The organism is Thiomonas sp. FB-Cd (genome assembly GCF_000733775.1).
GTDB lineage: Bacteria > Pseudomonadota > Gammaproteobacteria > Burkholderiales > Burkholderiaceae_C > Thiomonas_A.
In genome coordinates, this window is sequence record NZ_JPOE01000005.1 from 257,899 (window position 1) to 272,249 (window position 14,351).

General features: G+C 62.7%; 14 protein-coding genes. 9 read left to right on the top strand and 5 right to left on the bottom strand.

The genetic code is table 11. The annotated features are described in order from the left end of the window. Window positions 1-214: 214 nt before the first annotated feature. The 4 genes from CD04_RS0114775 to CD04_RS0114790 are packed head-to-tail and all read right to left on the bottom strand — an operon-like array spanning window position 215 to window position 6,019. Entirely contained in the window at window positions 215-844 is a 630-nt protein-coding gene (locus CD04_RS0114775; RefSeq protein ID WP_031408123.1) for a molecular chaperone TorD family protein, read from the bottom strand. Then, on the bottom strand, window positions 837-3,911 hold the full coding sequence (locus tag CD04_RS0114780) for a molybdopterin dinucleotide binding domain-containing protein (protein ID WP_031408125.1): 3,075 nt from the start codon (window positions 3,909-3,911) through the stop codon (window positions 837-839). The genes CD04_RS0114775 and CD04_RS0114780 overlap by 8 nt, the downstream gene beginning before the upstream one ends. Before the next feature lie 4 nt (window positions 3,912-3,915). Further along, window positions 3,916-5,094 (bottom strand): hypothetical protein, encoded by a 1,179-nt coding sequence (locus CD04_RS0114785; RefSeq protein WP_031408127.1) that lies wholly within the window; start codon window positions 5,092-5,094, stop codon window positions 3,916-3,918. After that, window positions 5,087-6,019 carry a 4Fe-4S dicluster domain-containing protein gene (locus CD04_RS0114790; protein WP_231480653.1) on the bottom strand — a complete coding sequence of 311 codons (933 nt, stop codon included), beginning with the start codon at window positions 6,017-6,019 and terminating at the stop codon, window positions 5,087-5,089. The genes CD04_RS0114785 and CD04_RS0114790 overlap by 8 nt, the downstream gene beginning before the upstream one ends. 451 nt (window positions 6,020-6,470) lie before the next feature. On the opposite strand from CD04_RS0114790, the gene CD04_RS0114795 reads away from it, so the two are divergent. After that, window positions 6,471-7,544, top strand: coding sequence for a permease (locus CD04_RS0114795; protein WP_038168431.1), 1,074 nt, complete (start codon window positions 6,471-6,473; stop codon window positions 7,542-7,544). Here the strand turns inward: CD04_RS0114795 and CD04_RS25330 are convergent. Beyond that, window positions 7,528-7,710, bottom strand: coding sequence for a hypothetical protein (locus tag CD04_RS25330; RefSeq protein WP_197033139.1), 183 nt, complete (start codon window positions 7,708-7,710; stop codon window positions 7,528-7,530). The genes CD04_RS0114795 and CD04_RS25330 overlap by 17 nt on opposite strands. A gap of 19 nt (window positions 7,711-7,729) precedes the next feature. On the opposite strand from CD04_RS25330, the gene CD04_RS25335 reads away from it, so the two are divergent. From CD04_RS25335 to CD04_RS0114835, 8 genes are all read left to right on the top strand, one after another. Then, a complete protein-coding gene (locus CD04_RS25335; protein ID WP_197033140.1) occupies window positions 7,730-7,846 on the top strand; it encodes a hypothetical protein in 117 nt (38 codons plus the stop codon). A gap of 22 nt (window positions 7,847-7,868) precedes the next feature. Next, entirely contained in the window at window positions 7,869-8,246 is a 378-nt protein-coding gene (locus CD04_RS0114805) for a carboxymuconolactone decarboxylase family protein (RefSeq protein ID WP_031408133.1), read from the top strand. A 35-nt stretch (window positions 8,247-8,281) separates the two neighbouring features. Next, window positions 8,282-8,518 (top strand): thioredoxin family protein, encoded by a 237-nt coding sequence (locus CD04_RS0114810; protein ID WP_031408135.1) that lies wholly within the window; start codon window positions 8,282-8,284, stop codon window positions 8,516-8,518. 94 nt (window positions 8,519-8,612) lie between these two features. Next, window positions 8,613-8,909, top strand: a complete 297-nt coding sequence (locus CD04_RS0114815; protein ID WP_051849321.1) for a hypothetical protein — start codon at window positions 8,613-8,615, stop codon at window positions 8,907-8,909. Beyond that, the gene (locus CD04_RS0114820) at window positions 8,906-9,856 is read left to right on the top strand and encodes a cation diffusion facilitator family transporter (protein WP_031408138.1); all 951 of its coding nucleotides are present in this window, start codon (window positions 8,906-8,908) and stop codon (window positions 9,854-9,856) included. Before CD04_RS0114815 ends, CD04_RS0114820 begins: the two co-directional genes overlap by 4 nt. Next, the gene (locus tag CD04_RS0114825; RefSeq protein WP_031408140.1) at window positions 9,853-11,091 is read left to right on the top strand and encodes a hypothetical protein; all 1,239 of its coding nucleotides are present in this window, start codon (window positions 9,853-9,855) and stop codon (window positions 11,089-11,091) included. The genes CD04_RS0114820 and CD04_RS0114825 overlap by 4 nt, the downstream gene beginning before the upstream one ends. A 175-nt stretch (window positions 11,092-11,266) precedes the next feature. After that, the gene (locus tag CD04_RS0114830) at window positions 11,267-11,545 is read left to right on the top strand and encodes a hypothetical protein (RefSeq protein ID WP_156030302.1); all 279 of its coding nucleotides are present in this window, start codon (window positions 11,267-11,269) and stop codon (window positions 11,543-11,545) included. Between the two features lie 98 nt (window positions 11,546-11,643). Continuing rightward, complete coding sequence (locus CD04_RS0114835; RefSeq protein ID WP_081858036.1) at window positions 11,644-14,265, top strand: cation-translocating P-type ATPase; 2,622 nt, start codon at window positions 11,644-11,646, stop codon at window positions 14,263-14,265. The last annotated feature ends 86 nt before the right edge of the window (window positions 14,266-14,351 follow it).

A 14,351-nucleotide genomic window follows, 5' to 3' on the forward strand; every position in this document is an offset into this window, starting at 1 on the left:
TCGTGACAACATGGAGCGCCTTATCGTTCGATGGGACTTGCCCTGACGCCCAAAAACATGTGCAGTGACCGCGCGGCTAAATCGCCCATGGGTTTAACCATGACCGCCGATCACAACCGATGACGCTGGCGCACACCATCGCCTCGCGCACGGATCCGCCGAAACGCTGTTGCCGATGGATGCCCACGGCGCGGCAAATGGTTCGCGCCGCTACTTACTCCACCTGAATCGGAATATGCTTCGGTGGCGCGATGAACGGCCTCGGCAGCATAGGTGGAAACGCTTCGCACACAGTATCGAACAAATCGCGCAGCATGGCACCGAGCTGTGAAATGTAGGGACTTTGCGCCTGCACCAGAAGGTTCACGAAGGTTTGAGCCCAGGGCTGGAGATGTTCACCAAGGAACTCGGCCAGCACCGCGCGGTCCGCCTCACTGTCCTGTGCGGCGTCAAGCAAGAGAGCTAAATAGGCTAACAGCGTGCCTACATGGTCAAGCGGCCGGTTGGCGGACGCCAAGATCGAGTCGGCGGGAAGCAGAGACGCGTCAAATCCAGCGGCGTCATACCACTGCATCAGTGCGTCGCCGCCATCATATCTCGGCGTCGGAAAGTGCCAGTATTCAGCGGCTTCCTGCGCTTGGCTCAGCACATGGGCGAAGGGCGGCAGAAAACATCCCGATTGCGGGATGCACAGGTAATCGTAAAAATCCTGTCGTGCGCTGCCCAACTCCAGCGGCTTATGCGACTCGCGCTGCAGCACAGCCAAGGTATCCGCATCGGGTGCGTTGAGCAGTAAGTACGAGGCGGCGCTCGCAAGGCTGGCCAGTTCAGAAACGTCAGACACGCGCCGTCTCCTTTTCCAGACGGGCTTTGGTGTTGTAAAAGACCACGCTCCCCCCGGTAAGATCCATGAGCGACATCTGCCACACGTCAGGGTCGCGTCGCATGATGGGGTTGAGGTGAATACCGGCGCGGCGAACCGCGTCACCCATCACCCGTTTGCCTCCAACCTGGTAGTTGCTCGCGCCATAGCCCCAGTGCCCATAGCCCACTTCAAACAGGATCACTCCGGGTCGGATGCCTTCGAGCACCACGGCACGGCCTTTGCGTTTGCCTTCGGGCGTCACCACCCAGATCCAGTCGCCGTTACTGATGCCCATGCGCTTTGCGTCTTCGGCTGCCATGTGCACGCCATTGCTCGGGTTGATCTCGCGCAGACTGTAGTTCGAAACCAGTCGGGAATGCGACTGCAACGCGCCCTTCATGGTGATGATGGTCATCGGCCAGTCCTTGGGGTCATCGAGCTGGTCGAGATGCTTGCCTAATGCGGTAGTCGGTTCAACCCAGCGCGTCGTGCCATGGAAGAACTGGCCATTCATGCTATTGCGCGTGGTCCCGGTCTTTTCCGCGTAGAAGTGCAGCCGCTTGGTGTACTGGTAGGCAAGTTGACCGCCCCTGCGCGAGCCGGTATGGGGTTGGAAACGCCCCCCGCGAACGAGGCAACCCATGACAATGGGCCACTCCTCGGGTTTGAGCGAATCCGCGAATCTCCTGCGGTATTCATCCAACGCCGTGATAGCGATTTCCTGGACCGAGGCAGCAGGCACCGCGTCGCCTTCGACCCCCTTCGCCGCAACCAGGTTGGCGACCGCCTTGAGGTAAAAATCTTCGCGGCGGTTCAACGGCCAGTATTTGCCGTCAGCATCGGGAATGCCCTTTGATCCGTAGCCGGGCATGCCGATGCGTTTGGCCACGTCGATGAGGAATTCTTCCATGCACACATGTCTGCCATCGGGCGTTTTGGAGGTGAGGCTGACGGCGGGCCACCTTACGCCCGTGCCTTTGGTCAAAGTTGTCGGAAAGGTGTCGACCAAGTCATAGCTTTCCAGATGCGACACATCGGGAACGATGTAGTCGGCAAACATGCTTGAATCCCCGATGACAATTTCGGATGCGATGATCAGCGGGATGTTCTTCGGATCCTTGATCGCGGCCAGAAACTCCGGATTGCCCTGCCCTGGCACGCTATATAGCGGGGTGGCCTTTTGCCACATCAAAATATCGACGCCATAGGGATAACGCTGTACCGCCGACGGCAGGGTTTCGGTGTACATGGCGAAGCTCAGCGGAAACCACGGGCGCTTGGGCGGGTAAGGGTTCTGGCCCGCTGCGACCTTGGCCTTGTACTCGCTGGTGTCCTCGTAATGAAACTTCTCGCGGTTGATGATCACGCCCTTGGCGAGACTCTCGGCCTCTGGAACGCTGGCGATGTCATAGCGCCCCTTGGCCACCGGATAGCCCCCGCCGCCTGCAGTCAGGCCTCCTGTCCAATTCATGTTGCCCACCAGGAGGTTGAGCATCAGAACGGCCACGCCGTTGTAATAGCCATTGGGATGTTTGACCACTCCTCGGTACATCGTGCTGGCGACTTTGCGGCCATGGCTGGTGAACTCACGTGCCACCTCGATGATGCGCGGGGGCTCGATGCCGCAGATCTGCGCGTATTGCTCGATGGTGTGCTCTTCGGCGGCTTCCTTAAGAAGACGGAACGCCGTCTTCACCGCGACACCGTTCACCTCGCCGGCAAAGTCGAGCTGCGCGGCTTTAATGCTGGCCGCCTGCGCCGGTTTGCCGGTTGTGGGGTCGATCACCACGCGGTCATCTTCACCCTGCGCCATCGGTTTGCCCAAGCCGGCGATTTCGGCGGTGAGAAAGTGGCGCGACTGAGGATGGCTGGGGTCGACCACGACAAGGTGCGTGGCATCGGTATGCGACAACTCTCCCGCCGCCTGCGCTGCGGCCAGTGTGGGATAAGACAGGTAGGCTGTGTTGTAGCGCTGGTTGTCGATGATCCAGCGGATCATGCCCAATGCCAGCGCGCCATCGGTACTGGGCTTGATTGGCAGCCAGCTCGCGCGATCGCCAACCACGCCGCCGCGGCTGAGCTTGGGATCGACCACCACATACTTCAGCCCGTCGGGCTTGGCCCGCGCCTCGGCGACATACTTGCCCTGGGTCTGCATCGGGAAGTTGGCATCTCCCGGCTGGGTTCCCCAATAGATGATGAATTTGGCCTCACGCACGTCGGGTTGCGTCATATTGATGCCCGAAAACACATGCTGATGCGCAATGTGGTGCGACAGTTCACATTCATTGACGTGATCGAACACGTTGACTGTGCCGAAGGTGTTGCCGAATCGCTGGGCAAAGGTCATGCGTGTCCCCACCAGCCGTCCGCCCTGCAGGACGAAGCCGTTGGTGCGCATGCCGAGTTCAGGCGCGTTCGGGTCCATCAACTCTTTGCGCTTGGCATACAGGCCGCGGAAGCCCAGCACGTCAAGATCCTTGCTTGCTGGATCGATGGTGTCAGCGAAGATCTTGCCGCCTTCGGTGACCTCGGTGATCAGAGTGCTCCACGCGATCGGTTTCCACTGGCCGCTGCCACGCGGGCCCACGCGCTTGAGCGGAACCAGCACACGGTAGGGATCGTAGGTCGACTGGATGCCGGTATTACCCCGCGCGCACACCGTGCCGGGAAGCGCCGCCGTGTCGATCAGCGGGGTGGTGACAGCGGTGTATTCGCTGAGGGTGTTGGGGTGGTAGGGGTTGCCGATGATGCGCTGGATGCGTCCGGTCTTGCGATCGATCTTCACCCGCAGGCCGCATTCGCTGTGGCATTGCAAATCGACCGTGTGGTGCAGCGTCCACTGCGGGTTGGGCACGAGCTTGCCGCTGGCGGTGTCGCGCAGCCACTCGGGAGTATTGGAATTGCCGTACACCGGATGCAGCGCTTTGCGGCCTCGTTGATGCAGCGGGATGAGATCGACGAGGCGCTTGGAAAAGCCGAGGGTGCCTGCGCCAAGTCCGGCGATGGCGCCCAGGGAGAGAAGTCCGCGACGTGAGATATCCATGATGTCAAGCCTTGTTGGCAGCAGAGAAGGGAGCCGACTGGGTGTCGCGCGGCATGGCCGCGAGCAGCGCCGCCAGGATGCCCAGGAACAGCAGCACGCTGACCCCCGTGTACCAGAGCTCCTCGAAATTCAGGTGGAAGACGTAGTAGCCCGCACCGCTGCGGTTGATCGCCTCGCCGCCGAGGACGATGCCCATACGCGCGGCATACGAGCCCCACGTGGCAGCGAGCAGCGCGATCCACTGCGCGCCATAGCTGCGGCCCGTGGGCAGCAGGAGCAGCGCCAAGGGAACGAGCAGGCCGACGATGGTCCAGTTCCAGGTGATCTGGGCCATGTATGGCCCCATGAAGAGATTGGCCGCGCGCAATTCCTCGATCGTGCCGAAGCGCCCGAGCCACCACATCCAGCCGTACCAGGTGACCAGGCAGATACCGAGCGCCACGGCAGCGGTGGTGCGATGCCCCCTTTGCGCCTTTGGACGGTTGGCCGTGACCAGCCATGCGAGCAGCGGAATCAGCGCCATTTCTGCCAACGCTGCCACCGCGATTGCACTGGCGAGGAACAATATGGCAGCGGCTGGTGAGTTCCAGACGGGCACACCATGTTCGTTCATCAGAAACACGGCCGAATACAGTGGTGCGAACAAGCCCAGGAACACGGTGAGCACCAGTGTCGGTTTGAACCAGCGCGACTCGAACACGCTGTAATGGCGGCTCCACAGCGAAAAAACGTCTGCCAGCTTGCGCCATCCCTTGCTGAGCGGTTCGATTTCAGCCGCCAGTCGTGCGCGCGGAATGGACTGAAAACTCAGCCACCAGGCCAGCAGCAGGAAGATGGGGAGCAGGATGATGCCGTACTTGATGATCGCGGTGTCCCAGTTGGACCAACCGAGGAAGTAGCCGAAGATCAGACGGCCCGGCTGGTTGACTTCGGCCAGCACGTTGACGAAGCCGCCGAGAATGAGCCCGACGACCAGCGGCATGGTGAAGCGATACTCCACCGCGTCGGTGCGTCCGCGCCAGGCGTTGATCGCCCAGATCAGCGCCAGCGCCCCGGCCACTCCCAGTGCCCACGAATAGTTGGCGAACAGGATGGAAAATGGCCGGTCATGAACAACGTTGTAAAGCTCGCTGAGATGCCGAAGCGGCGGCACGAATTGCGGAGTGATGAGCGGGTTAGACATGATCGGCCTCCTTGCCCGTGGCGATGCCCCAATCGTGATCATTCCGATCCATGTCCTGCTGCTCCTTGGACCACAGTGTCGGGATGCCGGGCGGGTTGTTTTGCAGTTCGGTGGTCAGCCCGATGTAAAACACGCGCGGCTCGTTTCCGGTGCCGGGTTTGAGTTGCTGGATGACTTCGCTAAGCACCTGCTTGGTCATCGGGTCGTTGGGGTCGTTGAGGTCGCCGAACTGGCGCGCGCCCCCCACACAGGTTTCGACGCAGGCCGGAAGCAGCCCCTGATCGACGCGCTGCGAGCAGAACGTGCACTTGTCGGCGGTCTTGGTGATGGGGTTGATGAAGCGTGCGTCATACGGGCAGGCGTTGACGCAGGCGCCGCAACCCCAGCACAAGTCATAGTCGATCTCGACAATGCCGTCCTTGCGCTGCCAGGTGGCGCCCGCCGGACAGACCTCGATGCACGATGGACGCTCGCAGTGGTTGCACAAACGCGGCAAGAATGCGCGCTTGGTCTCCGGATAAGTTCCCAGCTCCACATCCGGCACCCAGGTGCGGAAGACGCCCGTGGGAATGTTGTTCTCGAACTTGCAGGCCACGGTACAGGCCTGGCAACCAATGCACTTGCGCAGGTCAATCAGCATGCCCCAACGCTTGCCTTCGAACCCTTCCTTGGCCAGGTTGCCGTCCTTCCGCGTGTAGGCATAGGCCGAGCGGTCGTGCGCGAGCTCAAAGTCAGTGCCGGCCGGAGTGAGTGCTTCGGGTGTATCGCCGAAGGCGTCGTCGCCGGGCACTGCTGCTTGTTCCTTGCCTGCAGGGGAAGCGCCAACCGCAACCGTAGCGACTGTTGCTGCGCCTGCACCGAGCGCCTTTTGTAGAAACCCCCGGCGCCTCGTGAGCGTGTCGCCGGGATGTTCGGAATTTTGCATGTCGAGCCTCGCTTGACTGTTTTTGCTGACGATGATTCAAGGATATGCACCGATCGATAAAGAACCGTGATGCAGGTCAAGGCATAGTTAATTCAGATGACGACACCCGTTACATAATGTGTAATCCGTCTTTTGGTCGGCTTGGTCATCAATGGAGCAACGGATCGGCTCAATGTCGAGATTGGCACAGGAAGCCTTTTGGCCGAAAAGCGGGGCGGAACCTTTCGACCAACTTCAAGGCCTCTTTTGCTTCCGTAAGCGCCGGAGTGGCGATAAATCCGGCGGGACCGGTCTAAGCCACGCGCCTGACGCTCGAACACACCTGAGAACCGCCCGAAGATAGGGAGTAACTCAAAAGTCGGCCGCATTTGGTCACTCCGCGCTCGAGCCTGCATCCTTTTGCCGTCGCATTCGTCTTCACACGTGTCACTCTTTCTTTTGTGAGTCTTCAATGAACACGCAAGTCCAATCCTCCCCGGCCTCGGGCGCAGCCCAAAGGGCTATGCCTCTCTGGCGCGCCTGGACGGTACCCACAGTGTTTGTCATGGGCTGGGTCCTGCTCTACAGCCAGCTCCAATCTGCCACCGATGCGTTCATGCACTGGCTGTCCGGCGCAAGCGGCATGGTCGCCGCCAGCCATCTCTACGGTGCGGTGAGTTTCTTCGCCTTCGAAGTGCCCAAGGTGCTGATGCTGCTGGCGCTGATCGTCTTCGTCGTCGGCGTCATTCAGACTTTCTTTACGCCCGAGAAGACGCGCGCCATTCTGGCCGGCCGGCGCCAGGGCGTGGGCAACGTGCTGGCGGCCACGCTGGGCATCGTCACACCCTTTTGCTCATGCTCGGCGGTGCCGCTGTTCATCGGTTTTCTCACCGCCGGCGTGCCGCTGGGCGTGACATTTTCCTTTCTCGTGTCGGCGCCCATGGTCAACGAGGTGGCGCTGGCGCTGCTGTTCGGCATGTTCGGCTGGAAGATCGCGTCGATCTACCTGGGGCTGGGCCTGGCCATCGCCATCCTGGCGGGGCTGGTGATCGGGCGGCTGAACCCGGTGAAGCTTGTCGAGCCCTGGGTGTTCGATATCCCGGCCGTCAGCAATGCCGAAACCAGGCCCGGCTGGGATGCGCGCTTTGCCCAAGGCTGGAAACATGTGCGCGAGATCGTGCTCAAGGTGGCGCCCTACATCGTCGCCGGCGTCGGCGTGGGTGCGTGGATTCACGGCTACGTGCCGCAAGACTTCATGGCGCATCTCATGGGCAAGGGCAACTGGTGGTCGGTGCCCCTGGCCGTGCTCATCGGCGTGCCCATGTACTCCAATGCGGCGGGCATCATCCCCGTGGTGCAGGCGCTCCTGGGAAAGGGCGCGGCGCTGGGCACCACCCTGGCGTTCATGATGGCTGTCACCGCCTTGTCCTTCCCCGAGTTCATGATCCTTAAAAAGGTGATGAAACCCAAGCTGATTGCGCTATTCGCCGGCGTTGTGGCCGTGGGCATCATCATCGTGGGCTACGTCTTCAACGCCCTGATGTAACGCGCAGGTCGATCACTTCCCTATCTTTCCACAATCCAAGGAGATTTTCATGACCACCAATCGCATGGTGAGCATCATGGCCGGGTTCATGGTTCTGCTCAGCCTGATGCTGGCGCAGATCACCGGCCAGATCGACCTGTTGCACCCCCACCTGGCTGTGGCTCACGGGCTTCGTCGGCCTGAACGTGTTCCAGATGGGTTTCACCGGCTTTTGTCCCGCGGCCAAGGTGTTCAAGGCACTGGGCTTCAGGGACGCCACCAATGCCAGTAGCGCCATGGCTTCAGACAAGAGCTGCTGCTGAATTTGTCTCTCGGAGTCAAACCATGACCACTCAAATGATGCCGTCCGCGCAAGAACTGCTGGCCAAGATGCGCGCCGGAATGGGCCGCGTGCCCGCCGCAATCGAAAAATCCACCGTCGTCGACGACGGACTGATCCAGGAGCACATGCGCTCGCGCACGTACGCGATGCCCGAGGGCGGCGCACTCGACGAGCAGACCCGCACCCTGATCTATCTTGCTGCAGCGCTGGCCAGTTCCAGCCCGGCCTGCGTGCGCGCCATGTCCGACAAGGTGGTGCAGCAGGGCATCCCCAAGGCCAAGTTACTTGAGACCTTGCACATCGTGCGCTTTGCCATGGCGACCAAGGTCATCGGCGACGCCGAACCAGTGTTTGACGCCTTGGTTGGGGCGCAGAAGTAAACCCCGACTGAGCTTAAATGAAGGACAACGCAACCATGACCAACGTCAAAATCCTCGGCACGGGCTGTGCCAATTGCAAGACCACGCAAAAACTGGTCGAAGACGTGATCGCCGCCAAAGGCGTGCAGGCGCAGGTGAACAAAGTTGAGGACATACCCTCCATCATGAAATACGGCGTGATGAGCACCCCGGGCGTGGTGATCGATGGCAAGGTGGTGCACTCTGGCGGCGTGCCCAGCCGGGCGCAGGTCGAAAGCTGGTTTGGAGTCTGACCATGCGCCCAGCTGGGCACGCCGCCGGTTTGGCGCCGCATGATCGAGCGCCAATCCACTTGGCATATATGGTTACGGAAAGGAGATCTGCGCCATGATCTGTGCCACCGGAGCGCAACCTTGCCCGCTGCGTTTTGAAATTCTTGGTTCGGGCGCCGAGGCTGAAAAGCTCAGGCGCCGTCTTGCGTGCGCGCTGGGCGGCCTGGGTTGGTCGGCTGGCATTCCCATCCGAACGGATGCCGAGGCTGCGCTCAATGCGGGAGCAACGCGCGACCCGGTGCTCTTGGCGGACGACGTCTTGTTCGCACAAGGTCTGCCGCGCACCGAAGATCTCGAGGAGCTTCTGCGCACGCAGATCGGAGTGCCACCAGCAGCTCGGACAATGCCATGAGCCATGATCGTGACCATCGTCACGCGGCGCCGCAAGACTTCGGCGCGCGTTTCGCCTTCGGCATTGCCCTGAACATCATTTTTGTCGCGATCGAAGCCTTCTACGGCTGGCGTGCTGGCTCGCTCGCCCTCCTTGCCGATGCCGGTCATAACTTGGGCGACGTCGGGGGGTTAGCACTGGCCTGGGCGGGGCTCGCAACCGGGCGTCTGCGCGCGAACGACCGCCACACCTACGGCTGGCAGCGGGGCTCTGTCCTCGCCAGTTTTTTCAACGCCACGCTGCTGCTCGTGCTCATGGGGGCCTTGGCATTGGAGGCGGCGTCACGGCTCTCCAGCCCCGCGCCAGTTGACGAATGGCCGGTTCTGGTCGTCGCCGCGGTAGGCATTGCCATCAATGGAATCACGGCCTGGTTGTTTTTGGCGGGCAGCAAAGGTGATCTCAACATTCGCGGCGCCTTCCTGCACATGACGGCCGACGCGCTGGTGTCGCTGGGGGTGGTGATCGGCGCGGCGGTCGTGCTCGCCACCGGCTGGCTGTGGATCGATCCGGCGATTTCCCTGCTAATCGTCGCCGTGGTCGTGTGGGGCACATGGTCGCTTTTCGCACAGTCGCTGCACCTGCTGTTCGACGGCGTGCCGCATGGGGTCGACCTGGCTGCGATACGCGCCCGACTCCTGGCCCTGCCGGGGGTACTGAGCCTGCACGATCTCCATGTGTGGGCGCTGAGCACATCGAAAGTCGGCCTGACTGCGCATCTGGTCGTGCGCGACGAAACCCCCAGCGCCGATGCGATTCTCGAACAGGCCGAGCAGCTATTGCACGAAGCTTTCGAGATCAAGCACGTCACGCTGCAGCTCGAGTCCCCCGAATTCGCTGCGCATTGCGAGCTCGCGGACGGCGAAGAACCAGGGTGCGCGGGCAGCGAGGCGGCGAGGCGAACGGCATGAGCAAGCCGCTCGTCGCTGCGCCCCCGAAGACACTGCAGAGTGGCGCGGCGAGCGTGCCAGGATTCGTACTTCTGTTTTCCTCCTCGTTGTTGCCGGGCTTTAGTGGCTTCCAGAACAGTTTCGACGGCTTCGCGCCGATTCCTGACGCGAGTGCGTCCGCGCTGCGCTCATGGCGCGATGCCGCGCAAGCCCATGTGCTCGGCCCAGCATTCATCCAAGCCGCGCGGCTTTCGCTGCGCTGCGTTGGGCGCATCGAACTCAACAAGGGAGATGCGGATGCGCCTGGGCACGCCGATATTTCCCTGCTCACCCATGTTGCCGGGGTGGCCGTTTGGGAGGCGTGGATGCCCGGGCCGCGGCAGGAGTTCGATGCGGCGCGCTGGACGCGATGGTTGGATCCAGAGCAACCCGGAAGCCCAGCTGCGCAGGTCTGGGCGCAGATCTTGCCATTGAGCCGTGCGATCTCGGGCCGAGCTGACTATGGCGCATATCTTCCGCTGTCGGTCATCCGCTTGCCGGAAGTTGAACTTGACGACTGGTTGGGCGAGCACACCGAGCAGGTCGTCAACCTGCTGTGGCGCGACCGGATCGCGCGAGCACTTAAGCCGGAGGTGGTCGACAGCGAGCTTGCCCGCGACACTTGCGCCCGGGTTGGCGGCATCACCCTGCTGGGACGACGTAGTGCGCTGGACCTCCATGGCAGCCGCGACGACAGTGCCGCCGAGGCGCAGGAACTGGCCCTGCCGCCGCGCAGCGTGTTTCCCTTTCTCATCACGCTGGAATTGCTGAGCGTCGAGCGTGCCGTGCTGCAGCGCCTGTACGACCGCCTGGCGCATGCGGGCCCACGCTCGATCGACGACCTTCTCGCCCTGAAAAAGGAGGTGATGGACGGCCTAGAGGAGTATTACGGCTCGACTCTGGCAAGCACGCGGTTTAACGATGTAGTGGCCGAACAGGGCGAGGCGATGCTGGGCATCGTCGACCTGTTCGACGCCGTCACCGACCGGCTCGACATGGTCAGCTTTACCCTCACCACAAACTACCAGCAGCGCATGACAGCGCTGCAGTTCTGGCTCACTGTGGTATTCGGTGCCACGGAAATCGGATTCATTGCCACGAGTATCGCCACATGGTTTTACCGCAGCGGTCTGGGCGTTGTTCTCACTTGGACCCTCGGTGCAAGCATCGTGTCTGGCGCCGTTTTGGTAGCTCTTTTGCGGAGCAAAATCAAATGACACCGATCCTTTGTCGCATCGCCCAGGATTCAGGGCGACGAGTATGATTTTTTGATGCAGATCATGTGCACACGGTGCGGGCCGGCTTACCTTGGTATGGGTCAGATGCGTCCGGTGCGAGCCGGCTTATCTTGATTTCACGAGTCATATGCCTTTTTAACCAATGGAGTATTCGATGAAGCACATTTATCGTCATCTCGCCTTCGCCGCATCCCTGCTAGCTCTTGTCTTTCCCGTTGCCGCGCAGGCGCAGGGATGGCCCGGCGGCGGGCCAGGACCCTATGGCCCCTATGCCGCTCCTATGTATCGCTCGGCCAACCCCTACGCCTCCGAACTCAATGCACTGGCGGTCAAGAATCCAGCCAAGCACGACACCTGCTTCAATGAGGCCAACGCAAAGAATCTGCGTCGTGATGCGCGCTGGAAATTCATGGTCGAGTGCATGAAGAAGTAAACACGTGGCGCTGCCCTCGTGCGCAGACGCGAAGGCAGGCCATGGACGTGCGGTGTGAAACCGCGTGAGGCTGTCGGTTGCCGCCATCGTGACGCGTGATGGGGCAACCTGATCGGGCCGCGAATCGAAGGGATGACGTGGATCCGGACGCGGTATCGACAGGAGCGGACGACACCCGCCAGGGATTATTGAGCGCCGAGGTAGCACGACGGCTGGCTGTCGGCGGCCCAAACCTGCTGCCCGGCGCCGCGCCCAAACCCGCCTGGGTCATTGCGCTGGGAGTGCTGCGCGAGCCAATGTTTCTCATGCTGCTGGCCGCCGGTGGCATCTACTTGCTACTTGGCGACCGCGGCGAGGCACTGTTCCTGCTGGGCTTCGTGTTCGTGGTGATCGGCATCACCTTGGGGCAGGAGCGCAAGACCCAGCGCGCGCTGGAATCGCTGCGCGACCTGTCAGCACCGCGCGCGCTGGTCATCCGGGATGGCCGCGAACAACGCATTGCCGGGCGCGACGTGGTGGTCGACGACCTGTTGGTTCTGCACGAGGGCGACCGCATTCCGGCCGATGCGCAATTGATCATTGGCCAGCTCGACGTCGACGAGTCGCTGCTCACAGGTGAGTCCGTGCCGGTGAGCAAGCTGCCCGATGCCGTGGTTCACCCGGCCGCCGCCCCAGGCGAAGCTAGCGGCGCCACGCTATTTGCCAGCACCGTGGTCACCAAGGGCGTGGGGCGCGCAGTGGTGCAAGCCACCGGCGCACTCACCGTAGTGGGTGGCATCGGCACGGCGTTGGGTAGGACGGCTGAGATGGATTCCGGCCTGCAGCGCGCTTCGCGCGGGCTGATCCGCAACCTGACGATGGTCGCACTCGGGCTGGCGCTGGCACTGGTGCTGGTGAGCTGGGCGTGGGACGGACGCTCGCTGCTCAAGAGCCTGCTGTCGGGCGTCGCGCTGGCCATGGCCATCCTGCCGGAGGAAATCCCGGTCATCCTCACCGTGTTCCTTGCGCTGGGCGCCTGGCGGCTGTCCAAGACCAAGGTGCTCACGCGCCGCGTGCCTGCGGTCGAAGCGCTGGGGGCGATCACCGTACTGGCCGTGGACAAGACAGGCACGCTGACGCAGAACCGCATGCAGGTCGCCGAACTGGCCATGAGCGAAGCCCGGTTCGACGCCGACCATGCCGAATTGCCCGAGCCGTTTCACCCTCTGGTCGAGTTCGCCATGCTCGCGACCCCGCTCGACCCGTTCGACCCGATGGAAAGGGCCATCCAGGTCTTTGGCCGTGCGCGGCTAGCGGGCACTGAGCATGTGCACGACGATCGCAACCTGTCGCACCAGTACGACCTCGCGCCGGATATCCTGGCCATGACCCGCGTGTTCGCCGACGCCCGGCCCGACACCTATGCGCTGGCCACCAAGGGTGCGCCCGAAGCGGTGGCCGAGCTCTGCCACCTGCCCGCGCCTGAGCGTGCGGCGATTGCACATCAAGTCGAAGCCATGGCCGCACGCGGCTTGCGGGTGCTGGGGGTGGCGCGTGGAACCTGGCAGGCGGCCACGGCAGGCGCCCCTTGGCCCGCAAGCCAGCATGACTTCGATTTCAGCTTTCTTGGCCTCATCGGCCTGATCGATCCACCGCGCCCCGACGTGCCTGCGGCAATCGCCGAATGCCGCGCCGCCGGGGTGCGCATCGTGATGATGACGGGCGACCATCCGGCCACTGCGCGGGCCATCGCCGCGCAGGTGGGGTTGTCGGAGCGGGCCGAGGTCGTCACCGGCCCGGAACTCGCCGCGCTGGAGGACGCCGCGCTGCGCGAGCGTCTTCGCCACGTAGACGTCTGCGCCCGCCTCGCGCCCGAGCACAAGTTGCGTCTGGTGCGCGCGTTGCAGGCTGACGGCCAGGTGGTGGCGATGACCGGCGACGGGGTTAACGACGCCCCGGCGCTGAAGGCCGCCGACGTGGGCATCGCCATGGGCGAGCGCGGCACCGATGTGGCGCGCGAGGCGGCCGCGCTGGTGCTGCTCGACGACAGCTTTGCCAGCATCGTGCAGGCCATCCGCGGCGGACGACGCATTTTCGACAACATCACCAAGGCCACGCGCTTCGTGTTCGCCGTGCACATGCCGATCATCGCGCTGGCACTGCTGCCGGCTCTGCTGCACTGGCCAGTACTTCTGCTGCCGGTGCACATCGTGCTGCTGGAGCTGCTCATCGACCCGGCCTGTTCCATCGTGTTCGAGGCCGAGCCGGCGGCAGCCGATGTGATGCAGCGCCCGCCACGGCCGCTGGCCGCCAGCCCGTTCACCCTGGACAATATCGGCTTTGCCTTGCTGCAGGGGCTGGGCATCGCCGCAGTACTCTTGGCCGGGCACGCCGGGCTGCAGGCGACGACTGGCTGGGGCGAGGGCAATTTGCGGCTGGCGGTGTTCGTGGCGCTGGTACTCGCGCTGTTCCTGCTGATCGTGTCCAACCGCGATCTGCGCCATGCTGCGATGTTCAACCTGCGCGCAGACAATCCGTGGCTGGCGCGCATGTTCGCTGCAGTGGCGGCGGTGCTGGCCGCGGTGCTGCTGATTCCGGGGTTGCGGAAGGTGATGGGCTTTGCCAGCGTGAGTCTGCACCCGCTGACTGCGGCGCTCGGCCTGCTGGTGCTCTGCGGACTGTGGTTGCAGGGTTTGCGGCTGGCCTGGGGACGGAGGGTCGAACAGCCTGTCGATACCTGATTGGCCCTGGACACGGGGTGCGTCTGATCCAGATCAAACCAACCCAACATAAACATGGCGTTTCGCTGCATCCTTTTCTGTGCCGC

Bases quoted from the DNA above. Each gene is read 5' to 3' on its own strand.
- CD04_RS0114780 (WP_031408125.1), bottom strand. From the start codon at position 3,911: ATGGATATCTCACGTCGCGGACTTCTCTCCCTGGGCGCCATCGCCGGA.
- CD04_RS0114785 (WP_031408127.1), bottom strand. From the start codon at position 5,094: ATGTCTAACCCGCTCATCACTCCGCAATTCGTGCCGCCGCTTCGGCAT.
- CD04_RS0114790 (WP_231480653.1), bottom strand. From the start codon at position 6,019: ATGCAAAATTCCGAACATCCCGGCGACACGCTCACGAGGCGCCGGGGG.
- CD04_RS0114795 (WP_038168431.1), top strand. From the start codon at position 6,471: ATGAACACGCAAGTCCAATCCTCCCCGGCCTCGGGCGCAGCCCAAAGG.
- CD04_RS0114805 (WP_031408133.1), top strand. From the start codon at position 7,869: ATGACCACTCAAATGATGCCGTCCGCGCAAGAACTGCTGGCCAAGATG.
- CD04_RS0114810 (WP_031408135.1), top strand. From the start codon at position 8,282: ATGACCAACGTCAAAATCCTCGGCACGGGCTGTGCCAATTGCAAGACC.
- CD04_RS0114815 (WP_051849321.1), top strand. From the start codon at position 8,613: ATGATCTGTGCCACCGGAGCGCAACCTTGCCCGCTGCGTTTTGAAATT.
- CD04_RS0114820 (WP_031408138.1), top strand. From the start codon at position 8,906: ATGAGCCATGATCGTGACCATCGTCACGCGGCGCCGCAAGACTTCGGC.
- CD04_RS0114825 (WP_031408140.1), top strand. From the start codon at position 9,853: ATGAGCAAGCCGCTCGTCGCTGCGCCCCCGAAGACACTGCAGAGTGGC.
- CD04_RS0114830 (WP_156030302.1), top strand. From the start codon at position 11,267: ATGAAGCACATTTATCGTCATCTCGCCTTCGCCGCATCCCTGCTAGCT.
- CD04_RS0114835 (WP_081858036.1), top strand. From the start codon at position 11,644: ATGGGGCAACCTGATCGGGCCGCGAATCGAAGGGATGACGTGGATCCG.